The sequence below is a fragment of the Paenibacillus sp. FSL F4-0125 genome (assembly GCF_038008565.1).
Taxonomy (GTDB): Bacteria; Bacillota; Bacilli; order Paenibacillales; family Paenibacillaceae; genus Paenibacillus_AQ.
Map to the genome: position 1 here is coordinate 3481909 of NZ_JBBOZJ010000001.1, position 23835 is coordinate 3505743.

A 23835-nucleotide genomic window follows, 5' to 3' on the forward strand; every position below is an offset into this window, starting at 1 on the left:
GATTAATCCATTACGGCATGTTTGAGGGTTCTCTACAAGCCTATATATAAAGGAGGTGTGATCTGTGAAGAGGAAATCCAGTCTGATTTCTCAGCAAATGTCTTCACAAAGGAAAAATATGACCCTCCTCGCGGTCATTTCGCTTGCTCTTGGTACAGCTATTGTGAGTCAGGCAGGGCTGCTTGCTGAAGCAGTCCAAAGGATTTTTGTGGAGAGAGCTTCATTTTCATCGGTTATCCTGTTGCTTGGCATACTTCTGGCTGTTATGGCTGTACGCACACTGTTGTCGTATGCAAACGGTAAAGTTGGTTTGCACATGGCTGCCACTGCCAAGACGAATATGCGAGCGGCTGTGCTGCAAAACTTGACCCACGCTTCCATGCCGTCAACCCTTCGTGGACAGACAGGAGGGAAGGTCAGTATTGCTCTGGATGCTGTGGATGAGGCTGATAGTTATTTCAGTCAGTACATGCCGCGGATGATGGAAGCTGCTATCATCCCGATTCTAATTTTGGTCGTTACTTTTATCCAACATGCTAACACAGGTTTCATTCTATTGTTTACAGCTCCATTCATCCCGCTGTTCATGATTTTGGTAGGGCTGAAAACGAAGAACAAATCTGAAGAAAAATATGCACAACTTGCTGAGTTTTCGGGGACGTTTCTGGATTCTCTTCAAGGGCTGGTGACGTTAAAAATATTTGGACGGGCACACCGTCAGCAACAGAAAATTGAACACAGTAGCCTGAGTTACCGTGATGCCACAATGGGCATTTTGAAGATTGCGTTTACGAACACCTTCATGCTGGAATCGATCGTGATGCTAAGCATCGGCATTGTAGCTCTCGAACTGGCTATCCAGTTGCTCGTTTTCAAATCTATGACGTTCCACACCGCTTTTTTCGTTTTGCTGCTCGTTCCCGAGTTTTACAACCTGTTAAAGAATACGGGAACGGCCTTTCACAGTGGCCGAACAAGTATGGGGGCAGTTCGTAAGGTGGAACAGATGCTTGAAGAAACGGCAGGGGAGAGCATGGACGCGAAAGGCAATGAAGGAACATTAACCTTCGAGGGAATCGACGAGAACGTCAACAAGGGTAGAGTCGACAAGATAAGCAAATTGGAGCTTGCCCATACCAATGATCTTTTAGTTCCTCCATCCATGGAAATTGACCATCTCAGGTTTCAGTATGCGCCAGATTCATTCGAGCTTAAGACGGGTCGGATCCTGTTTAATCCGGGAGAACACATTGCGATTGTAGGTAAAAGCTGTTCCGGCAAAACGACTTTGCTCCATCTCATCGCCGGTTTGCTGAAACCTGCAACGGGAACGGTTCTGGTGAATGGAAGCCCACTCTCACAATACGATGAGTCTTCTTGGTTCGAACATGTTAGCTACATTACACAGCATCCGTATATTTTTGCAGGTACATTTTCTGAAAATATTGCGATTGGTGCTCGTGAGAGCATTTCCAAGGCAGAGATTGAGATGGCGGGGGAGGAAGCAGGACTCGCTGCGCTTACAGCCCAATTGGAGCATGGGTTCGATACCTTTGTTGGCGAAGGAGGCAGGGGTTTGTCTGGTGGAGAGAAGCAACGGCTTGCCTTGGCACGTGCTTTTTTGAAGCGGCCTGCCATCATTCTGTTTGATGAACCTACAGTTGGACTGGATTTGCACACCGAACGGGTACTGCAACGCTCCATTGCCAAACTGGCAAAAACGGCTACGATGATTACGGTGGCTCACCGATTATATACAATTCAACAAGCCGACAAGATTTTATTTATGGATAATGGGGTGTTAGTGGACTCTGGACGGCATGACGAGCTTATGGAGCGCCTGCCTCAGTATGCCGAGATGGTTGATGTTCAGCGGAAAGGGGGAGTATCCTCATGAATGAGCTGGCTGTTCTGACAAAAGCGATGATTCAGGAGCGCAAGGATATCATTCTTTCCATTTTGTGTGGATTTATTGCCGGCATAGCCGGTGTGGCACTCTTTTCCGCGAGCGGGTATGTAATTTCACAAACGGTATTTGCGCCACCACTTTATACTTTGATTGTACTAACCTCAATGGTCAAACTGCTGGGTCTGCTTCGGGCGGCGAGCCGTTATGGAGAACGCTTGTATTCTCACCGGGCGACATTTTCCATGCTTAGCCGTTTACGTACTTCCTTTTTTGCCAAGCTTATTCCTTTAACGCCTGGTATTTTGAACAAGAATCGAAGCGGGGATCTGCTTGCGCGGATCGTTGGGGATGTGGAAAGTTTGCAAAACTATTTTTTGCGAGTTGCTTATCCTCCGATCATGGTCGTCATGGTATTTTTGGCTACGGTGCTGTTTACTTCTACCTTTTCGATCTGGATTGCCGTTTTGTTTGTACTAGGTATGCTGATAACGGCATTCGTTGTACCAGGAATTGTGTTACTCGGGCAGCGGAGAGTACATGGACGCGTTCGTGAGCAGAGGGCGCAGCTGTCCACGGAAGTTACCGAAGTGTTGTACGGTTTCCGAGATTTGAAAGTATACGGGCAATTGGCACAGCGGGAGGAGCAGCTTCAGCATGCTTCCGCTGTATTGGCAACTGAACAGCAACGAGCAGCCGGGCAATTACTGCGCGGGCAATCGATGCACACTTTTGTTACGTTTCTCGTTTCCTGGGGAGTGCTGACGCTCGGTGCCTATTTGATTATGGAAGGAGCGCTTGCAGGCGTATTTCTTGCCATGTTGGTCATGGCATCACAAACCGTATTTGAAGAAGCGACGGCTATGGCCACATTACCCGCCTATAAAGAGGATAGCGAACATGCAGCCAAACGACTGACCGAAACGGTACAAACCATAGATGAGCAGTCTTCGCAGCCAAGCGGCATTTTGTCAGTTAATGATGCTGTTAGGATAGAACTATCTGGGGTTACGTTTCAATATGAAGGGGAATGGAGACCGGCACTTAGGGATATGTCTCTGCACATTTTACCTGGCTCCAAAACTGCGATTGTCGGGCCGAGTGGGTCAGGAAAATCAACAATTATCGAATTGCTGCTCAAACTGCGAACACCAACGACTGGAGACATACGTTTAAACGATATTTCGATAAAAGAACTGGATGAGGCGAGCATTTGGAAAACGGCTAATGTGGTGTTTCAGCAAAGTCATTTCTTCCGGGGAACGATCCGGGACAACCTGCTGCTGAATGGAGAAGAACATGCTGACGAACAATTGTTGGACGTGCTGGCTAAAATGCAGCTGCCCGATACATCTTTGACTGATAGGGTGTATGAAAAAGGGGAGAATCTGTCAGACGGCGAGAAGCAGCGACTGGCTCTGGCGCGAGCGATGCTCCGCAAAGGACGGTTATGGTTTCTGGATGAACCAACTTCATCACTTGATTATGTGACTGAGCAACATGTTTTTAAGCATCTCTACGCACAGGCGGCTGATGATACGCTTCTCTTGATTTGTCATCGGCTTACCGGCTTGGAGGAGATGGACCAGATTGTGGTCATGGACCAAGGCAGGGTTGTCGAAACGGGTTCCTATTCGGAGTTGATGAGACAAAAAGGTTATTTTTATGAGATGAAAAAAATTGAACAGCAAATGATCGGAGAAGTTGATGACTGATGATTTAGTAACCTCAACTTCCCCAAACTCCACCTCTTGTAACTATGTTACTTAAAGAAATCAGAGGTAACCCGAAGGGGAAATATCTCCAGCTTACTTCAGATGAATTCAAACAAAATAACATTTTCTATAGCCCTCGTAAAGGTTTAATAACTCTGCCTATAATTACCACCTTGCCGGGTGAGGGTGACTTTCTTATGCTCGATCTATCCAATTTGAATTTTGGAGAACTTTGTACCGATTGCCGAAAAAGGTTGTTTATCCGCAAAGGTAAAACCGCAATTCAATTTATCCGAGCGTCACTTACTTCGCGAGGCTAGAAAATCGAATGTCTGAGGGCTATAAAATCCTAAAGTTTTTTTAAAAATCATATTTTCTTCTAGAGTCACCAAAACTAACCTACTAAAGAATGACCCACAAGATTATCTTGAGGGTCATTTGTCTGTTCGCATCGTTTGCGACAGGGCCGTTCTTTTGTTTTTCGTAGGCTAGCTTCAAATTGCTATTCTTGCCAAACACTCATAGGGTCCCATGGCTTGATCTGATTGCCTTATTTTCCAGCCAAAAAAGCTTTCATGTCTTCCAGCTTAGCAGGCACCTCGTTCCAAACTGGAAGGGGTGGTAATCTTCGTTTGCTTTTCAATAGGATATCCACTGTAACATACAAGCGTTCTGGCTGAATCCAATGAAGGAAGCGGGAAATATCAATTTGCTTGGTCAGGGACAAGGAATCAATTTCATCATTGTAATGCTTGTTGAACTCGCTGATCAGGTTCAGGAGGTAATCTCTCTGCTCCTTCACGAAGTCCAAGCCGCAGATGGCGCCATGTCCTGGAACAACGATTTCGGGTTTAATTTCATCAATAATGCGATCAAGCACTTTTACCCAATTGAGGGTTCCCTCTTCGCTATATGCCGTACATAGGACCATTTCTGGTTACGCCGGATGAAATCGATAATCCGCTGGTACTGGATGTGGATGTATACATCGGGGAGAGACTGCACTGGAAGGGAAGCACATCCGAGTATGCTGCTCACCCTGCAAAACTGATGGAGGAGGTTCTCAAAGTTCTCACGGCGCTCCCGGGCACGATTATAGGAATGGGGACGGTACCGAATTGCTGCGCAATCGAGACCGAACAATGGCTGTTTCCCTCTGACCGAATCCAGATTACATTTTATAAATTAGACACGCTCACGCAATTGGTGCATGATCATGTCAAGATTACGGAACCAAGCCGCTGTGAAAAAAGAAGCGATTTGCCTTAAAAAACGTTTATCAAAATGATGAACGCCGACCCTGCTGCATATGCAAAACTTGTAGTAGAATAGGATTAACATATGCAAAAGGAGAAATACAATGCAAACTTTAAGTAAGGCATATTGGAAGCTATCATTGAAAGACATTCGGATATCCCGCAATTTGAGAAGCTGTTATAAGAGGACGCGACCGATAATCCGGAAGTTGATCTGCTGAATGTTAGCCAGCAGTACCGTTTGTTTTTCCATAAAAATGCGGACATCATTTTGATTGGCATCCGCGACAAAGGAATGCTTCCCGAATTAGACAGAGCGCTAGCCGATCCGCCGGCGAAGCTTCACTCCTTGCTGGTTGAATATTTTCAACGCTTTCAGAATAAAAAAGTTATAGCCAGACAGGATGAGCGTCTTGTCGCGATGTCTTTTCTCTCGATGTGCTACGGATTTCAGATGAGCGAGCTGATTCACCAGCAATATCAATCCCTACTCGTCACCGAGGAAGAGTTCTACAAGCACAGTGTCTCATTATTTGTTAAAGGAATTTTGTCTTAGTCCTAAGCATTTATTGATTTATTTAAAAATATAGCTAAGCTTATTAAGTTGGAGTATATCTATGAGTGTAAATTTTTCCGCTGATACGGCAGGGTATTATATGTATATGCCGTCTTCCTCTGATGAACTAATTCTCCTTACACCTATGCAAGGGACAGGTATTACTAAGAACGGACACCAATATGAGTGTCCGTTTTATTTTATGAATTAAAAGAAAAGTCTGGATTAATATCATAGACATGAATGTAGTTTTTAGTAATGGAAAATAAAATACGTGGATGCTTTATATAAAAAGTATGACTCATTAAGTTAAGCCCAATATTTATAGGGCTTTTTTTGTTATGCAAGACAAGGAGAAAAATAAGAAATGAGGAGATTGAAAAAGCCCAGTGTGTTGGAATTTTCAAAAGCCTCACTTACTTAATATCTTATAAGAAATTCTTGAAATTACAGAAATTTATCCAATAGGGGGATGCTATTATACAAATACAAATAAAGACGAGGTGATGATATGCAAGCGAAATTGGCAGCGGACGCCATTCCCCTCTCCAAAAAGCGGAACTCATGGATAAGAACGATAAAAAAGTATAAAGTGATGTACGCTCTCTTGTTCCCGGCATTAGTTTACTTTGCCGTATTCAAATACATTCCTATGGCGGGAATCATTATTGCCTTTAAAAACTATAACCTAGCTTTGGGACTATGGGATAGCCCATGGGTGGGATTTAGAAATTTCACAGATTTTATGAACAGCGTTTATTTCTGGGACATCATGAGAAATACGATTATCATATCCCTGTATAAGCTGTTGTTCGGTTTCTCAGCTCCTATCATACTTGCTTTGCTGCTCAATGAAGTTTATACCCAATGGTTTAAGAAAATCGTACAAACGATTACTTATTTACCCCACTTTCTATCATGGGTCATTGTTTATGGAATGATGGTGGCATTATTAGCCCCAGGAGATGGTCTTTTTAACATGATTTTGAAGGAAGCTGGAGTTGAACCCATCTCATTCCTAACGGAACCTGCCTGGGGCAGACTGCTGATCATCTTATCTGAAATATGGAAGGATATTGGATGGGGAGCGATATTGTACCTTGCAGCATTAGCAGGGATCGATCCAAGTTTATATGAAGCGGCTAGAATTGATGGCGCTTCCAAGTGGAGACAGCTATGGCATGTAACACTTCCCGGCATTCGAGGCGTGATGATTCTGATGCTGATCCTAAAATTAAGCCATATTCTGGATGCTGGTTTTGACCAAATATTCATGTTTGCCAACAGCTTTAATCAGGAGAAGATCGACATTATCGACACATGGGTATACCGTGAAGGGCTCGAGCGACTTAAGATTGGCTTGGCTACTGCTGTGGGATTGTTTAAAGCGGTCATCGGATTTGTTTTAGTGTTGGCAGCCAATAAGCTCGCCAAAAAATTCGATGGGCAAATTTGGTGAGGTGGTTATCAATATGATTAATTTGACAATCGGAGAAAAGGTCTGGCAAGCAGTCGTTTATTTTATTCTTATTTTGCTAGCTCTACTTTGCTTACTGCCCTTTCTATATGTGGTTGCTGTTTCAGTGACGCCAGAATCGGAAGTGTTAAGAAGAGGAATTGTTATTATACCAGAATCCTTTACCTTTCTAGCCTATAAAGAAGTATTCATTTCCCATGGTATCGGGCAGGCGTATAAAATTACATTGTTTCGAACGATAGTAGGTACTGCTCTCAATGTGTTCTTTACGGTAATAGCGGCATATCCGTTATCCAAAAAATATTTGCCGGGTCGAAGCCCATTTTTACTATTCATTGTCTTTACCATGATGTTTGGGGGAGGATTAATTCCGACTTATTTACTAGTCCGCTCACTAGGATTGCTAAACAGTCCGTGGGTATTGATTATTCCACATCTCATTAGTGCATTTAATCTGGTGATCATTAAAGGCTTTTTCGAGCAATTGCCTGCTGAAATCGAGGAATCAGCGAGGGTAGACGGTGCAAGTGAGCTTCAGTCTTTATGGCGGATCATTTTACCCTTGTCCTTGCCCGTCCTTTCCACAATTTCCTTATTTTACGCAGTAGGACATTGGAACAGTTACTTCGATGCTATTGTTTATATCAATGATTCCAACTTAATGCCGCTTCAAGTGATCTTGCGCAACATTCTGCTTAACGTCGCAACACAAAGTGCTGATTCGCTTGCCAATACCGGAGCTGTTAGTACGTTCGCTATACAAATGGCAGCAGTTGTCGTGACTACAGTTCCGATTTTGATCGTTTACCCATTTATGCAAAAGCATTTTACCAAAGGTGTACTCTTGGGATCAGTTAAAGGTTAAAAGAAATTCCAACCTGAGTTGTTACGGGGAAACCGTGATAATATAGAAGCAAAGGAGAGGTCATTATGCAACGTAAAGCGATTACATTTGCTATTCTGACAGCAATGGTCGGTGTGGGAACGGTATTGTCAGGATGTGGGGACAAAAAAGAGGTTACATCGTCAGCTACGGGTACTTCACAAGGCCAGTCTAGCCCCTTTGAAACCAAATTGAAAATTTCGATGTTTAACCAAGGAACTTTCAATGCTGCTGCTCCGATTCCTCCCCGTGAAGAAGATATCCAACGCCAAATGTTGGAGAAAGCAGTAAATATCGACTTAGAAATGATGATTCCTCAATCAGGGCAAGCAACGACTAAATTAAATACGCTCATTGCTGGAGGAGATATTCCAGATTTGATTTTCTTGAAGAGCCGGGCTGATCTCGCGCAATATTATGATCAAGGCGTTCTTGCGGATTTGACACCGTATCTGGATCAATTTCCTGAATTACAGAAACGTTTTAGCAACGACTCCTGGGAGGCGATGTCCTATCAAGGAAAAACCATTGGGGTTCCAGGTTATGATAATGTAAATGGTATCAGTCGAAGCTTCTTCATTCGCAATGATTGGCTGAAAAAGCTGAATATGGAAGTGCCAACGACACCTGACGAGTTATTCGAAGTTATGAAAGCCTTTACAGAGAAAGACCCGGACGGTAATGGCAAAAATGATACGTACGGATTCATAGGCGGCATGAATAAAGAAGGCAATCTGCAAACCTACGGCTTCGATAGTTTGATGTGGATGTTTGGCGTCAATCCTCCATCAGCCATTGATGTGAAAGACAATGAACCGGTGTTCCTGTATACCGACCCAAAAATGAAAGAGGCGCTCGCTTATATTAATAAAATGATGGAAGCCAAAGTTGTAGATCCAGACTGGGTGACGATGAATACTCCCGATTTATTGGACCAAAAGTTATTTAAGGGTAAAGTTGGCTTCATGATAAGAGATGCCCGCAGGCTGGAACCGGATTATCAGCAGAAAATGAAAGAAATCAGTGGAGAGGTGCCTGAATGGATCGTCATTCCTCCAATGACAGGTCCTTATGGTGATCAAATTGTAGAGAGAAAATCGTTCCAAGGCAATTCATGGGCCATATCCAAGAAAGCGGATAAAGACAAAATCATTCGGATCTTGTCCATGCTGAATTATCTCTTTACGGACAAAGAAGCATATCCGAATTTCGCATACGGAATTAAAGGGATTCATTGGGATTTGGTAGACGGCAAGATCAAGAATAAAACCTCCGAATTATCAAAGGAAATGAAAGAAAAGTACCTATGGGTTGACCATTATAGAATGCCGCGTCGTGGTGATGATGCTGAGTACTTCAGCTTCCAGAATCCTAAGACGGCAGAAGCATTTGAGAACAATCAGAAATACGTGGCGGCTACGTTGCCCGGGAATTTATTGACTGAAGACCCGAGCGATTCATTGGCAGCTGACCGCCAACGTTACATTAATGAAAGCTTGGTCAAATTTATGACTGGAAAAGAACCTCTTTCTAACTGGGAGAATTTCCTCAATACGTTGGATACCAAGTTTGACATGCAGAAATATAAGGACACAGTAATCAAGCAATTTAAAGAAGCGGGCTTAATCAAGTAAATCAAGTAGAAACGGCTTCGCCGTCCTTTTAAAGGACGGTACCGTTTCGGCGAGAAAGATAAGGAACATTTATGCGCGAAGCATATAAATTCTTATTTTTTAAACAAAGAGAGAGGCTATAAATAGCCCCTCTCTTTATTGAAATATAAGAAAGTATAAGTTTTACTTTATACTTTATCCTTCTATTTTCGAAGAAACGCTTATCGTCCTTAAAAAGGACGCCTAAGGCGTTTCTTCTTATCATATGCTATTATTTGTTTAATACAGATTTAAAAGGAAGATGATAGATGCGAAGAAGAATCAGCTTGCCTTTAAAATTATTTTTTATCGTGTTTGCATTTGTATTAAGCTGTATAATCTTGATAAGCCAATTGTCTTATCACTATGTCCAAAAAGAAATAAGAACCACTGACATTTATTACACCAACCAAATACTTGACAAGGTAGATCAGTATTTCACAGTTAATTTTTCATCCTTCCAGACGATCCTGTTCTCGGTCGAAACATCGGTGAAAGCCAACATCGACAATACAGACGTGATTAAAAAGCAATTAAGAGAGCTGTATGAACTCAACAGTAATTATGTCAGCAATATATATTTGATCAAAAGCGATTTATCCATTCTAGGTGGGAGTACACCTACCCGAATATTTGATGAACCTTTAGCTGAAAGAGGACCTTTGTTTGATGCGGCTGACGAGAACAGAAGGACTACATTTGTCAGTGATCCTTACAAATCTAAATATTCCGGCTGGACAGTTACGATGGTTCGATATCTGAACGATGCTCCGTTTCCTATGGCCATTGCGGTAGATTTGGATCTAAACGCCATTGAAGAAACCTTGTTCAAGATTAATAAAAAAGAACAAATGGATTTGGCTCTAATCACCGCATCGGGAAAAATCATTGCCGGATTTTCGGAAAATAAAGGACCAATGAATATTCAAGATCATACTTTTTCAATCGGGGAAACGTCAGCGGAACAAATTCTTAATACTACAGAAACAAGCCTCCAACTGCATACCACAGATGGTATTCCGGTCTCCCTTCTGAAAAAACCGACTGAAAAATTCAACTGGACCATCATCTCGATCAACGATGAATCACGCTTGAAAGCTGCTTTGTCCAGATTGGAAACCTATTATATCGGGCTTCTAGCTGCAGGTCTTCTCTTAAGTCTATTCATTTCCTTTTTTATTGCCAAATATATAAGGACCCCTCTCTATGCGCTCAAAACAAAAATGAAGCGTGTGGAGAAAGGCCTCCTCACAACTACAATATCGATTAACCGAAACGATGAGTTTGGAGATCTCTCCCGAGCATTCGATCGTATGCTGCAGCAAATTGTGGAACTGATACGGGGAGCGGAGCTACATAATGAACATGAGCGGAAGCTGGAAATCCAAGTGCTTCAGTCTCAAATAAACCCTCATTTTCTGTATAACACGCTTGGTTCTATCAGCAATGTCATACGACTCGGAAAAATAGAGAAAGTAGATGTGGTGATCGAGTCTCTCATTTCAATATTGGAATATGGGATAGCTGATGCTTCTGAGAAGGTTTCACTACGTCAGGAATTGCAAAATGTATCGGACTATATCGCGATCCAGAACATTCGATATAACAGGAACTTCCACTTGATTGAAAATATCGAAGCAGGGTTAATAGATTTTCCGGTTTTTCGAATGCTGCTGCAGCCCCTTGTGGAGAATAGTATCTTCCATGGTTATAACGGAGGGGGGATCGAAGGTCCTATTACTATTCATGCTTACAGGGAAGGAGGCATCGTCATCATAGAAGTAGTTGATCAAGGTGAAGGAATTCCAACTGATATAATAAAACATATTTTGATTTCAGATCCGAGTGATGTAGAAGTGAAACGGAAAAGAATCGGGTTAAATAATATTCATGAACGAATCAGACTTCACTACGGAGAACAGTTCGGGCTCCAAATCTTAAGCATACCTAAGGAAATAACCCGTGTTCGCGCCTTATTCCCAGCAGGCTCGTTTAAAGGAGATGCATGATGGTGAGAGACTACACCTGCTTCATTGTTGACGATGAAGATCTAATCATTCAGAGATTGGAATTGTTTTTTAACGAGCTCTCCCATAGGGATAAGCGATTTCTTTTAGTGGGAAAAGCGAATAATGGGCTGAAGGGGATAGAGGATATCGTAAAGCTTAAGCCGGATATCGTGATATCTGATATCGTCATGCCGCGTATGGATGGGATTTCCATGATTGAGCAGCTAAAGCCAAAGCTTCCCCATACCCAATTCATTCTTTTGACCGCTTATTCATCCTTTGAATACGCCCAGAGAGCTATTCAAGCCAACGTGTTGGAGTACATTGTTAAGGTTCCGCTCAGGGACGCGGATTTGAATCGAGCTTTAGATAAGGCAGCCGGGATTTTAAATGAGGTTAAGAAGAAAGAAGCGGAATTTCAATCATTAAACGTATCCGTGCTTGAAAATAAATATAGAGTCCGCAAGCAATTTTTTAACGAGCTTATCAGAGGCGAAATTCCTTCTCATCGGGCATCGGATTTTGCCAATCGTATGCAGTTCCATTTCTTTCAAGCCAACTATCGCTGCTTCATTGTCGAAATGAATATGTATGAAAGTTTCCGAAACGATTATTCAGCATCTGATCAAAACATCTTGAGATATGCGATTACAAATATAATCGAAGAAACGGTGATGAATGGTGGCAGTGGTGTAGCTGCGGATCTATCCGATAATCGTTTTATTGGCTTTCTTTCCTGGGAAAATAATCGCAGTGATCTGGAAACGGAATATGATTGCCAGACATTGGGGGGGCAGATCGTCTCCCATATACATCAATATTTGAATCAAAGAGTATCCGTCGCTTTTGGAGGTCCGCACCGAGGCTGGGAATCCATCAAACAAGCATACACGGAAGCACAAAATGTGAGTGATGATTTCTATTATCATACCGAGAAAGTAGTAAAAACACCCATGCATCGGTTCCAATACCGCAATGACAAAAAGGAGGACTTTCAGCTGAAACTGGCTGATTTTCTCACATGGGTACAAAGGAAAGTCTCTAAGGAAGAGCTGGAGAAAGAACTCTCTGATTTAAACCAATTTGTGACGAATTATAAAATTCATAAGTCCATCATGGCACCTATGCTTCAAGACTTGTACAGAGACATTACTGCGAAATTTAAATCGGGGAACTCGTTGACCACGGATGTATCAGAGTTTCCCATAAAATTCATGACATTTCGGGAGCAGCTTGCCTATATTGGCGACTTTACCTTCGAATATGTACACGCTGGCCAACTTTTACATCGTATAGAAATCATGAGTGCTATGCGGTTTATAGAGAAAAACCTGAAACAGAGATTAACGCTCGAGGTGATTGCCGAGGAAGTGAATTTAGCTCCATCGTATTTCAGCAGCTTATTCAAAAAAACAATGAACGAGGGCGTTATCAGCTACATCAATCGTAAAAAAATCCTCTTAGCTCTCGAGCTGTTAAATGTTCAGGATTATTCTTTATTAGAATTGTGTGAGGAAGTAGGAATTGTGAATGAAGGTTATTTTTGCAAATTATTTAAAGAATATACGGGTGATACGCCTAAGCAATATCGGATAAAAATGACACGGTATGAATCCAAATAAGGTTGCAAAAAATGTATAAATTTCTCGTGAAATCATGTAAAAAAAAGGGCATCAAAAGGCTTACCATGATAGAAGGATCTAATCATGGAGGTTATCAAAATGGAGCTTATTAAAGCAGATGTAACCGTCGTAGGCGGAGGTATTGCTGGGATATGCGCTGCCATTGCTGCCGCACGTCAAGGGCTGCAGGTTTCACTTATTAATGATCGCCCGGTTCTTGGAGGAAATGCGAGCAGCGAGGTCAGGGTTCATATCAACGGGTCAGCATATCTCGGAAACAGTCCATCCTATTATGCACGTGAGGGCGGATTGGTGGAAGAACTCAAGTTGAAGATTTTTCACTATAATCCGTTATACAACAAGAAGCTTATGCTTTCGCTTTCGGATACGGTCTTGTTGGATATGGTTTATGCTGAGCCTAACATTTCTCTATTTCTGAATACATGCGTGCATGAAACGGGCATGGAGAACGGTAGGATTAAATGGGTGGAGGGTCTTCAATTGGCTTCCGAAAGAAAATTTCGTTTTGAAAGCCGAGCCTACATCGATTGCTCCGGAGATGGAGTTATCGGATATCAAGCGGGTGCTCTCTTCCGGTGGGGGAGAGAAGCGAAGCATGAATACAAGGAAGAATTGGCTCCTGAAATGGCAGACCATTACACGATGGGTGATACGATCCTGTTTCAAGCCCGTGACGTAGAATATTCCGTTCCATACAAAAGGCCTGGCTTTGCATATGATATTACGAAGTTGGCTTTCTTCGATAGCATCAGAAAAGGCTTAAACCATCGGTCTTTACCAAGAAAAATCAACGGGCTTGGCGGATTGTGGTGGCTTGAATATGGCGGACATATGGATATTATCAAGAATAATGAAGACATCGCATTAGAACTGCGGAAATTGGTATATGGGATTTGGGATTATATCAAAAATAGCGGCGAATTTGATGATGTAGACAATCTCATCTTGGATTATGTATGCCCGATTCCTGGAAAGCGGGAATCAAGGCGGTTCATAGGTGACCACATGTTGTCTCAGAACGATCTTACAGCAAAGCCGCATTTCGAAGATGCTGTTTCCGTCGGTGGATGGTATATGGATTTACATGCTAATAAGGGCGTCTACGATGAGGGGCCGGCTACAGCATGGAATTTCGTGCCAGGATTGTACAATATCCCTTTCCGCAGTTTATATTCACGAAATATTCCTAATCTTATGTTCGCTGGTCGCAATATAAGTGCTACCCATGTGGCTTTCGGATCTACTAGGGTAATGGCAACCTGCGGTTGTATGGGGCAGGCAGTTGGAACGGCTGCTTCGTTATGCTTGAAATATGAGATAGACCCTGCGGCCATAGTCGAAGCTCATATGGAGGAGCTGCAGGCGCTGCTGCTCCGAGATGGCCAAACGATTGTAGGGCTTCAAGAGGAATTGAATCCTTACTTCGCTGACGGATTAACTATTCGTGCCTCTTCTCAGCGCAGCTATGATAATCTTCACCCAACCGAAGAGATCCCCTTAGAAAAAGGGTTATGTTTGGTCTTGCCGATTCAGACATCCGTGGCTGAAAGTGTACGGATCAAAATTAAAAATAGGTCCAATCATTCGGAAACTCTACTTGTGAAGCTGTTTGGCGGGGAACGGAAGGAAAACTACATTCCAACCAGCGAGTTGAGAGACTACCGCTTGGTTATTACAGCCGGTCATGACGACTGGATTACGCTAGACTTGAACTGCAAGAAACCGGCTGACGACAAAATCTACATCGTATTGGAGGGCACGGCGAGCCTTGCCATATACGGTAATGAAGAGAAATTGACAGGAGCTGTCAGCTTCCATTATAAGCCGGAAGAGCCGTCCAGGCTGAAGAAATTTAATAAGAGCATTTGCTTTAAGGACCTGATGCCAGCTCAGAATATGTATTTTCCTGAGAATGTCGTCAATGGCTACTCCAGACCTTATGGTCAACCGAACGGCTGGATTTCTGAACGTACGGAAGGACAGGAATGGTTGAATTTCAATTTTGCAAGCCCCAAAAATCTGGACGAAATCCATCTTGTTTTTAATTCGCAGCTGGATTTAGAGCATTTCAACGACCCGATCGAATCCCTTATCCAAGATTATGATATGACCTTGACCTTGGAAGACGGAACCGAGAGGACAATCATAACTCGTGGGAATTATCTCACGTTGAATAAACATAAGGTGGATGCGAAACGTGTAACCCGAATCCGGATTAATTTCTGCGCAACGTATGGTTCGCCTTATTTTGAAGTGTTTGCTGTAAAATTGTTTGCTCCAAAAATTGATAAATGAGGTCAGGTGAAGTAACGATGAAGGAATTATTCCCACGTAATGGGCTCCCCAATATAATTCAGAAATTGGAAAATGGGGATACCGTAACAATCGTCTATTTCGGCGGCAGTAATACCCGTTCTGAAGGCTACAGGGTCATGACGGCGGATTGGCTTCGTGAGAAATATCCTAAGGCGGATATCCGCTCTGTGAATGCAGGCATTAATGGGACAGGATCGGATTTGGGCTGTGCCCGTTTGGAGACAGATGTACTGCGTCATCGGCCTGATCTAGTATTTGTTGAATTTGTCGGTAACGATGGCGGAGATCCCGAATCCAAGTCGCGGATCGAAGGGATTGTCCGGCAGATCCGCAAGCGGAGCCGGTTTACCGATATCCTGTTCGTTTATACGCTGAAGGAGCGGGATGTGGCCTTATTTCAGTCTGGGGAATACCAGAAGGGGGCTCTAATGCAAGAGGAAGTGGCCGACTATTATGGTATTCCTTCGATTCATCTGGGCGTAGCGGTCAGTCACTTGGTGTCGGAGGGAAAACTCGTTTTTACCTCAAGGGAAGACGTGTCCATTTCTGGAGCTGTTGTTTTTACGCATGATTCGATCCATCCGACTATTCCCGAAGGACACCAGATTTACACGGATACGATTACCCGGTCATTTGAGGCAATTAGCGAACTCAGAGGTCATCAGGGAAGGTTAGTACATCACTTACCTCAGAACCCGTTGGTTCCGGCTAATCCTTGGGAATATGCGACCATGCTGTCACTGGATAGTCTCACTAGTTTTTCCACAGGATGGTCTTACATGACGCCCGAGGATTTTGCTTTAGTGCGCGAGTACAATTGGTTGTTCCCGGGCCTATGGCGAGCAGTCGATCCTGGAGAGGCTATTACGGTGCAGTTCGAAGGCACCCATATCGGGTTATTCGATATCGGGGGGCCTGATTCTGGCAGATTGAAGGTGTCGGTGGATGGTGGGGAACCCTTTATTGTCGATCGATTCACACTACACAACGATCATAATCGAAATCAGTATGTATTCTTGCCGGAGCTCCCGAATGGAAAACATACGGTTCGCTTTGAAATCGATACCGAGAAGACAGACAAAGCGGCCGTGTTTGAAGCATGCGGCAATGAAAGAAGTAGAGAGCACGTTAGGCAGCATCCCGATTGGTATGATCAAACGGTGATTCAGCTTGGGAAGTTGTTATTAGTGCAGCCGCCATTATAATTAATCATTAGGCTGTGTACAATTGGTAGACCTACATCATAACTGACTGCAGTTGAGCGGGCAGTTATGATGTAGGTCTCTTTTTTAAAGGACGACAAAGTCGTTTCTTCTTGCTTAAAATCTTATAAGAAATTCTTAAAATTAAAGAAATTTCACAGTTCTGTAACATGCTATGATAAAACCGACAGAGCGGGCTTAGCCAGAAGAATAAGGCTAATTGCTTCTTTACGATCTTTGAACAAAGGAGGGCAATATTATTTTGAAAGCGTTATCAACACAAGGGAGGCTGTGAGTTGTATGATAAAAAGGAAGCTGTTTTTCTTAATCGTTTTCATCGTGACGATATTAGTTCCTTTCAGCCTAGTCGGAATAAGGACCGCATACGCGGAGCCCTTACCGTATAAGACGATTATCATCGATGACGGGAGCATCACGATCAATGATGTTGTGACACCTGATGTGGATAACGAGAATAACGGATATTCAGCTCCAAATTGGACCACAAGTACAGGGGTGAAGGGATATGATAACTCCAGTTCTAAATATACGAGTACAGCAGGCAGAACGATATCCTGGAATCCACGACTGGAAGCGGGAACGGCGAAAATTTCGTTATACAAACTTAACTGGGAAGATAAAGCAGATAGCAATGTGAAAATTGAAATTGTCCACAATGGAACGACGGATGTTCTCTATATGGATTTGCGGCCTTCATTTGGTGCTCCTGCGGGATGGGTTGATTTGGGAGAGTACTATTTTTCCGGAGTTGGTAAAGAATTCGTTAGATTAACTCGGTCTACCAGCACAACCAGCACGATAATTACGCGAGCTGATGCGGTCAAGTTCGAAGGGAATATTCAGCAAAAAGAGCCGTATAAGACGATCATCATTGATGATGGAAGCATCACGATTGATGATGTCGTCACCACTGATGTAGATAACGCAAATAACGGGTTCTCCGCTCCTTATTGGACTACAAGTACGGGAGTGAAGGGATATAATAATTCCAGTTCCAAATTTACCGATGCAGTAGGAAGAAGCATCACATGGAATCCGCGATTGGAAGCAGGGACGGCGAAAATTTCATTCAACAAGCTTGATTGGGCGGATAAAGCAGACAGTAATGTTAAAATTGAAATTGTTCACAATGGGATTACGGATGTCATGTTTATGGATCTGAGGCCCTCGTCGGGCCCATCGGCCGGATGGGTTGATTTGGGGTCCTATTATTTCAGTGGTGATGATAGCGAATTTGTCAGACTGACTCGAACGCAACCTACGACCGGAAAGATCATTACGCGGGCCGATGCGGTCAAGTTTGAAGGGAATATCCGGCAGCAAGCTCCACCGTTGCCTCCGCTGCGCAGCCGTACATTGGCGAATCTCAGTTACACGGAAAAAGGCAGCATCGAGAATGCCAGCTATAAAGCAACCTTCTTTGAAGCAGCTTGGGATGGTGGCAAATCCATCGTTCGTGATATGTTCTACAGGGACACGGATACGGGGAACTGGGTGCCTGTCAATAATGTGGAGGAAAGACTTGAAGAGCAATGGGTCTTATTGGATGGGAATGCGGGGAGTCTGACCAATTACTACGATACGATGAACAAACGCTGGATTACATTCGACGAGATTGATTTCCCTGACAGCCACACGGCGATATTAACAGATTCTTCACATGAAAGCGATTACGATTTAAGAGTGAACTGGTCCATGTCAGGGGAGAAACCTGATGTTTCCTTCGCCTTTACACCTCGCAGGGATGGCAATTATGTCATCGGTTATCAGTCCTTCACAACAGAGCAAATCTCAGGCGTCAATGAAGTGTTAAATGGTTTCAGGTCACATGCCAAAATGGTAGGTTCGGTGGAATCAACAAGCTTAAGGGAGCTAAGCGCTCCGATGAGTCTGGTTGAGAAGAATGACGGTTTGGGGAATCCATTGACGTATGGGGTATTTGTACCTTTGGATGAGCTTCCGGTTGAATTTGAACCGACGGGAGGCATTACCAAACAAAGGCTTGGCATGAGCCTTGTCAACAACGAAGGCAGCGTGCAGCCAATCTTGTATGCTCCTCAATTAGGGACTTATTCGCAAATGACCGCAGAAAACACTTATCAATTTCATATGGGACTAATCGTTCAAAAAAGTAATTTGTATGAGTCCTACGCGGATGTTCTTCGGAATGAGTACGGTTATTCCGCATACCGGGAAAATGTATCAGATCAGTCGCTTACTGATGCGATGTTCAATATGATCGATTTACTAAAGATAGAGCCGCAAGGGGATGACTCTGTTAATTATGTCCCGTCACCCAGCGGATGGTGGAGCCGTGCCAAGGGCTTTATTGACATCGAAAACGAGGATAGTGTTCGAACAAGTTCGAATGCGGTTCTTCTGGGGGCTTACTATTTGACTGGGGATGACCAGCTTTACGATACGAGAGCATTGCCGTCCGTCCAGTATGGCTTATCGCGAAATGGTATAGGCTGGTCGCCGACGCAGAAGCCAGTATACGGTGTACCGTCGTTATGGAAAATGGCAACCTTGCCGTTTGATTATTCAAGCGTAGCCGCTGTCAATCAGATGATGGGAACTTCGGCAGGAATTGGGGCGCTGGCACAGGAAGAGTACCTCGTGCGTGATCCTGACCAGAAAGACCGGGGTCCTGTCATTCAGCCCCTGATGATGTATCGTATGACGGGAGATGCCCAGTATTTACAGGATGCCAAGGATGCAGCCGACAGCTATATCATCCAGCATATTGATACGCCTGCATCCGTAAATGTGAGTAAAAATGAGTTCATTTATTATTATAGTAAGCTGTGGATGGAGATTTTGGAGCTTTACGAGGAAACTCAGGATCCCAAATACTTGAATGCCGCTTATAAGGAAGCCAAACGGTATGCAACGATGTTCGTTGCTCGTCCGGTTCCTGAAGGTACCGTTACGATTCCGCAGCCTGAGACGTATAATTACGCGGAGTCGTTCCATTGGCCGGAAAGTGGTAAATATCAATATCCTCGGATCAAGCTCCCAGAAGATGTAGCCGGAGGCGTACAAGCGGATAGTTGGCTTGTCTCTCCCAATGGATTGACGTTTGAAGCGGGAAGTACAACTGGCTATTATCGGATGAATGCTCAGGAAGCTCCATTCATGCTGAGATTGTCGCTCTATACAGGTGATAAACTGCTGCAGGATATTGCTCATAATTCGGTCATAGGACGATATTCCAGTTATCCAGGTTATTACTATAAGGGCTTCGTCGTTAGCCAACTTGAAACGGAGTTTCCTCTGGAAGGCCCAAGCGGGGCTACATCTATCTATTATCACCATATCCCAGGACAACTTGGGCAAACGATGGATTATCTGATCAGCGAGCAATCGTTGAAATCGAATGGAAGTATTACATTTCCTTCTGTATTTGAAACTAATTTTTTATGGTTCAAATATCACCTCTATGGAAATAAACCAGGTCATTTTTACGGTAATTCCAACGTTTGGCTCTGGATGCCTAAGGGGATAATTCAGACCAACCATCCTCAATTGAACTGGATAACTGGAGAGAGCGGGAATAAATTCTACATCGGGTTAAGCAACGAATCGTCAGCTGAAGTCCAGACTCCGATCGAATTGAATGCGCAAATCATTGGGTTCAACCCGGCACAAGATTATACCGTAACCATCATCCGTGACAATGGCACACCAGAGCAAGCGGTTATGAGTGGCGGAATCATTCAAGCCACGGTTTCAAGCAAGGGAATAACCGCTATCATTGTAGAAGGACTCAACATTGATGTGCCGCTCCACCAGGTCAGAACTGCTGATCCATCGGATGCAAGCTATTTCTTCGATATCCACAGTCCAATAGATGCGGTTAAGGGCATGCTGATCGTCAAGCCCGATGAAACGGTCTACGATGCTTATATACAGGCAAAAACGACAAAACCAGCGACGATCCATTATTCCTTGGATGGCGGGATTACGTACATGACCATTCCAGATACGATTTATCCGATGGAATGGTCGATACGGGTAAACGATTTATCCCAGCCCTTCACTTATTATGTGGAATCCAACGGGAAACAGACCCGCAAGCGGACACTCTATCTGCCTGATCGAGTAACCGAAACTCCAGTTCAACCGGATTGGCAGGAGGGATCATCGATCATTGTGGATAATACGGAGGCAGAGACAGAAGGCGTCTGGATACGGGATACAACGGCTAACGACTATTATTATGATAACTATGTGTATGCCAAATCGACTGCTGGCACAGCAACAAGCAAAATTAAATGGCGGCCTGAGCTGCCGGAAAGTGTTACTTACAGTGTGTACTATAAGCTTCCGCAAATAACCGCTGCCAGTGAAAATTGGGCAACGAATGCCTCATTTACTGTTTATTATAGCGGAGGCTCCGAGACGGTTACCGTAGATGAGACAGCGGCCAACGGGACTTGGGTGTACCTGGGTGCTTATCCTTTTGCAGCAGGCGATAGTGGATATATCGAATTAACCAATAATGCCAACAAGTCACGGGTAGTTGCGGATGCGATAATGTGGGTGGATCCAAACAGTATGCCGCAATTGGAGTCTGCGGTGATCCTGTCGGATCGGAGTGAACTGCAAATGACTCAAACCGCACAACTAAGCGTAACCGGCTATTTGGATAACGGTCTGATTGGTGATCTATCACAGGTAAATGTGCAGTATTTCGTTGATCGAACCGATCTGGCTGAAGTGGACAGTAGCGGTTTGTTGACCCTTCTAAGTCTCGACGGGGAAAAGGATCACATTGTGGTATGGGCCACTGTAACGATTGACGGGGTGACCTTAACAACACCACCTTTGACAATTGCGATCAAGGACTTAACGGTTATTGTCGACAGCACGAATACAACTGGGTTATACACGACAGAAGGGTCTTGGAGCCAAAGTAATTTAGCCGGATACAAAATTGGGGTGAAGTCCCGTTACTCTACCGTTCAAGGATCATCAGCGACGTGGAAAGGCCAGTTCCCAGAGGGGAAATATACGGTCTCCATCTATAAGCTCGTCCATACGACGGCAAACGATAATTATGTCAAAGTGGAAGTGAAGCATCAGTCGGTTACCGAAGTCACGTATATTGATGCAACCGTCGGCTCGTCGGGTTGGGTTAATCTAGGAACGTTCGACTTTACTGGAGACGGCAGTGAGTATGTTCGTTTAACAAGGGTAACTCCGACAACGGTAGATCCGCCAACTCTACCTGCCGATATGATTTATACGAGGGCAGATGCAGTCAAGTTCGAACGGCATTCCAGTAGCCCGGAATTGCTTGCAAATGGGGTGCCAGGTAAACCGACATTATCGAATAATAGCGGTGTTGCGACAGGCTTACATGATGGCAATTATGAGATTACGATGAATATGTGGTGGGGAAACAATGGCACACTGTATAAGTTGTACGAGAATGGCCAATTGATCCAAACGAAGTCACTGGGCGATGTTTCGCCAGCTGCCCAGACTTCCATTATTCCTATTCAAGGTAAGCCGAATGGAACCTATGTATATTCATGTGAGTTATCGAATTTGTATGGAAAGACTTCATGTGATCCACACACCGTCACCGTGACTGATGCGAAGCCCGGCAAACCTGTGTTGTCTAGTGACAACTGGGATCAAGATGGGAACTATAAAATTACTGCTAATATGTGGTGGGGCACGAACGCAGCGCAGTATCGATTATATGAAAATGGCGAGCTTATTGAAACGCAATCTTTATCTTTACAAACACCAAGTGCTCAATTCGCCACTACTCAAATTTCAGGGAAATCTCCTGGTATTTATCAATATCGCGGTGAGTTTATAAATCAAAGTGGAACAACGGAAAGTGATACTATACAGATTATTGTAAAATAAACCTATGAGCTGAGTGGATGAGTACGATCCATTCGGCTTTTTTATTTCTTGGAATTTAGTATTGAACTATAGTATTGAACTATGCAAAACACTTGTAAAACGATGATGTAAGAAGAAATATATTGATCCCCTAGCACACAAAATTGCGAACTAGAACTGTTTTTTTATTAGTCAAATTTGTTCTAATTCAGTCTAAATAAGCGCTTACATTAGGAGTTAGCTAAACTTACAATTATGTCTAACCATTTAAATTTGGAATCTTCTCCTACAACGGGGACGAATGTCACTGCCATAGGCTTTGGTTGAATTTTAGAAAAGGGGGGCGTCATGGGGATTAAAAGACGAAAACCGACAGTGGTTATCTTGTTTAGCGCTCTGATTGTTTTTACATTCCTCGTGTTGGGCTTAACAAACAAAAAGGCGGAACTTCCTGAAAATTGGATATTTACAGTAGATGGATACGCCGTAACTGAGGAAGAATTTCAATTTTATGTAACAGAGCAAAGAGCTATAACGACAGACTATTTCTTCAAAACTTATGGAGCCCAAGTAGATGAGAGTTTCTGGACACGTCAATACGGCGAAAATCATGAAACCCCATCTGAATACGCCAAGAAATCTGCGATGACTGTATTGCTAAAGACCAAGCAGGAGCAATTTATTGCAGACGAGCGGGGGATCGCCCCTTACAAAAGCTTTGATGAGCTAAAAACCGACATGGAAGATGAAAATGTAAAGCGAGCTAAGATGGATGATTCAGGAGAGACTTACTATGGGTTGCCTCAGTTTGATTTATATCAATATATGCAATATTTAAGTGGCGCCCGTTGGCCGGATTTGGTAGAAACCCAGGTTAAAAAAACGAAAATGAGCGAAGCCGAGTTGCAAGTTGAGTATACATCAAGAAGTGCGGAATATGTTCGTGTTGCTGATAAATTAACGGCCGCGTTAGCGATAGCGGGACAGGCTAAGGAAGAGAAAGTGCTAAATCGATTGGATATATCCAAGGAAGATACCGAATCTCTTAAGTTCTGGGAGTCATTAGCTGCTGCTTCTATAGGTGAGACAGTGATCGGTAATTATATGGACGAGGATGTCATTGCCTCATTAATCACAAAACCGGAAATCACCAAGCTAAAACTGGAAGAAGTGAAAGATTCCATTATATACGGATTGGCGGAATCTGACTTACGAGCGTTAATTGCAAATACGGATAAGTTGAAGATCGTGTATAACGGTAAACAATTCAGTGAATTAGAAGTGAACTAGAATAGTTATGTTTTTAAGTTTATAAGAATCTATGTCTATTGAGA

General features: G+C 43.5%; 14 protein-coding genes and 2 pseudogenes. 15 read left to right on the forward strand and 1 reads right to left on the reverse strand.

What is annotated here, in order from left to right; translation table 11 throughout:
* Positions 1 to 64: 64 nt before the first annotated feature.
* Positions 65 to 1897 carry a thiol reductant ABC exporter subunit CydD gene (gene cydD / locus NST74_RS15300; protein WP_341112997.1) on the forward strand — a complete coding sequence of 611 codons (1833 nt, stop codon included), beginning with the start codon at positions 65 to 67 and terminating at the stop codon, positions 1895 to 1897.
* Entirely contained in the window at positions 1894 to 3621 is a 1728-nt protein-coding gene (gene cydC / locus NST74_RS15305) for a thiol reductant ABC exporter subunit CydC (protein WP_341112999.1), read from the forward strand. The genes cydD and cydC overlap by 4 nt, the downstream gene beginning before the upstream one ends.
* 550 nt (positions 3622 to 4171) lie before the next feature.
* Here cydC and NST74_RS15310 read toward each other — a convergent pair.
* Complete coding sequence (locus tag NST74_RS15310; RefSeq protein WP_341113001.1) at positions 4172 to 4501, reverse strand: hypothetical protein; 330 nt, start codon at positions 4499 to 4501, stop codon at positions 4172 to 4174.
* Between the two features lie 32 nt (positions 4502 to 4533).
* Between NST74_RS15310 and NST74_RS15315 the strand changes: the two genes are divergently transcribed.
* The 13 genes and pseudogenes from NST74_RS15315 to NST74_RS15370 all read left to right on the forward strand — a co-directional run bounded on the left by NST74_RS15315 (position 4534) and on the right by NST74_RS15370 (position 23791).
* Positions 4534 to 4890: a fumarylacetoacetate hydrolase family protein gene (locus NST74_RS15315; RefSeq protein WP_341113002.1), complete on the forward strand. Its 357-nt coding sequence runs from the start codon at positions 4534 to 4536 to the stop codon at positions 4888 to 4890.
* 228 nt (positions 4891 to 5118) lie between these two features.
* Positions 5119 to 5433 carry a hypothetical protein gene (locus tag NST74_RS15320; protein WP_341113004.1) on the forward strand — a complete coding sequence of 105 codons (315 nt, stop codon included), beginning with the start codon at positions 5119 to 5121 and terminating at the stop codon, positions 5431 to 5433.
* 61 nt (positions 5434 to 5494) lie between these two features.
* Positions 5495 to 5644: a hypothetical protein gene (locus tag NST74_RS15325; protein ID WP_341113005.1), complete on the forward strand. Its 150-nt coding sequence runs from the start codon at positions 5495 to 5497 to the stop codon at positions 5642 to 5644.
* A 300-nt stretch (positions 5645 to 5944) separates the two neighbouring features.
* On the forward strand, positions 5945 to 6892 hold the full coding sequence (locus NST74_RS15330) for an ABC transporter permease (protein WP_341113007.1): 948 nt from the start codon (positions 5945 to 5947) through the stop codon (positions 6890 to 6892).
* Between the two features lie 13 nt (positions 6893 to 6905).
* Positions 6906 to 7775 (forward strand): carbohydrate ABC transporter permease, encoded by an 870-nt coding sequence (locus tag NST74_RS15335; RefSeq protein ID WP_038589742.1) that lies wholly within the window; start codon positions 6906 to 6908, stop codon positions 7773 to 7775.
* A gap of 65 nt (positions 7776 to 7840) precedes the next feature.
* Positions 7841 to 9427 carry an extracellular solute-binding protein gene (locus NST74_RS15340; RefSeq protein ID WP_341113008.1) on the forward strand — a complete coding sequence of 529 codons (1587 nt, stop codon included), beginning with the start codon at positions 7841 to 7843 and terminating at the stop codon, positions 9425 to 9427.
* Positions 9428 to 9714: 287 nt separating this feature from the next.
* The gene (locus NST74_RS15345) at positions 9715 to 11454 is read left to right on the forward strand and encodes a sensor histidine kinase (protein WP_341113009.1); all 1740 of its coding nucleotides are present in this window, start codon (positions 9715 to 9717) and stop codon (positions 11452 to 11454) included.
* A complete protein-coding gene (locus tag NST74_RS15350) occupies positions 11451 to 13076 on the forward strand; it encodes a response regulator transcription factor (RefSeq protein ID WP_341113011.1) in 1626 nt (541 codons plus the stop codon). The genes NST74_RS15345 and NST74_RS15350 overlap by 4 nt, the downstream gene beginning before the upstream one ends.
* Positions 13077 to 13160: 84 nt before the next feature.
* On the forward strand, positions 13161 to 15392 hold the full coding sequence (locus tag NST74_RS15355) for an FAD-dependent oxidoreductase (protein WP_341113013.1): 2232 nt from the start codon (positions 13161 to 13163) through the stop codon (positions 15390 to 15392).
* Between the two features lie 17 nt (positions 15393 to 15409).
* Positions 15410 to 16618: a GDSL-type esterase/lipase family protein gene (locus NST74_RS15360; RefSeq protein ID WP_341113015.1), complete on the forward strand. Its 1209-nt coding sequence runs from the start codon at positions 15410 to 15412 to the stop codon at positions 16616 to 16618.
* A gap of 297 nt (positions 16619 to 16915) precedes the next feature.
* Positions 16916 to 21838: pseudogene (locus tag NST74_RS15365) on the forward strand (golvesin C-terminal-like domain-containing protein); the annotation flags it as partial.
* A gap of 111 nt (positions 21839 to 21949) precedes the next feature.
* Positions 21950 to 22522: pseudogene (locus NST74_RS29995) on the forward strand (chitinase N-terminal domain-containing protein); the annotation flags it as partial.
* Positions 22523 to 22849: 327 nt separating this feature from the next.
* The gene (locus NST74_RS15370) at positions 22850 to 23791 is read left to right on the forward strand and encodes a hypothetical protein (protein ID WP_341113017.1); all 942 of its coding nucleotides are present in this window, start codon (positions 22850 to 22852) and stop codon (positions 23789 to 23791) included.
* Positions 23792 to 23835: the final 44 nt, after the last annotated feature.

Bases quoted from the DNA above. Each gene is read 5' to 3' on its own strand.
- cydC (WP_341112999.1), top strand. From the start codon at position 1,894: ATGAATGAGCTGGCTGTTCTGACAAAAGCGATGATTCAGGAGCGCAAG.
- NST74_RS15315 (WP_341113002.1), top strand. From the start codon at position 4,534: ATGCCGTACATAGGACCATTTCTGGTTACGCCGGATGAAATCGATAAT.
- NST74_RS15325 (WP_341113005.1), top strand. From the start codon at position 5,495: ATGAGTGTAAATTTTTCCGCTGATACGGCAGGGTATTATATGTATATG.
- NST74_RS15330 (WP_341113007.1), top strand. From the start codon at position 5,945: ATGCAAGCGAAATTGGCAGCGGACGCCATTCCCCTCTCCAAAAAGCGG.
- NST74_RS15335 (WP_038589742.1), top strand. From the start codon at position 6,906: ATGATTAATTTGACAATCGGAGAAAAGGTCTGGCAAGCAGTCGTTTAT.
- NST74_RS15340 (WP_341113008.1), top strand. From the start codon at position 7,841: ATGCAACGTAAAGCGATTACATTTGCTATTCTGACAGCAATGGTCGGT.
- NST74_RS15345 (WP_341113009.1), top strand. From the start codon at position 9,715: ATGCGAAGAAGAATCAGCTTGCCTTTAAAATTATTTTTTATCGTGTTT.
- NST74_RS15350 (WP_341113011.1), top strand. From the start codon at position 11,451: ATGATGGTGAGAGACTACACCTGCTTCATTGTTGACGATGAAGATCTA.
- NST74_RS15355 (WP_341113013.1), top strand. From the start codon at position 13,161: ATGGAGGTTATCAAAATGGAGCTTATTAAAGCAGATGTAACCGTCGTA.
- NST74_RS15360 (WP_341113015.1), top strand. From the start codon at position 15,410: ATGAAGGAATTATTCCCACGTAATGGGCTCCCCAATATAATTCAGAAA.
- NST74_RS15370 (WP_341113017.1), top strand. From the start codon at position 22,850: ATGGGGATTAAAAGACGAAAACCGACAGTGGTTATCTTGTTTAGCGCT.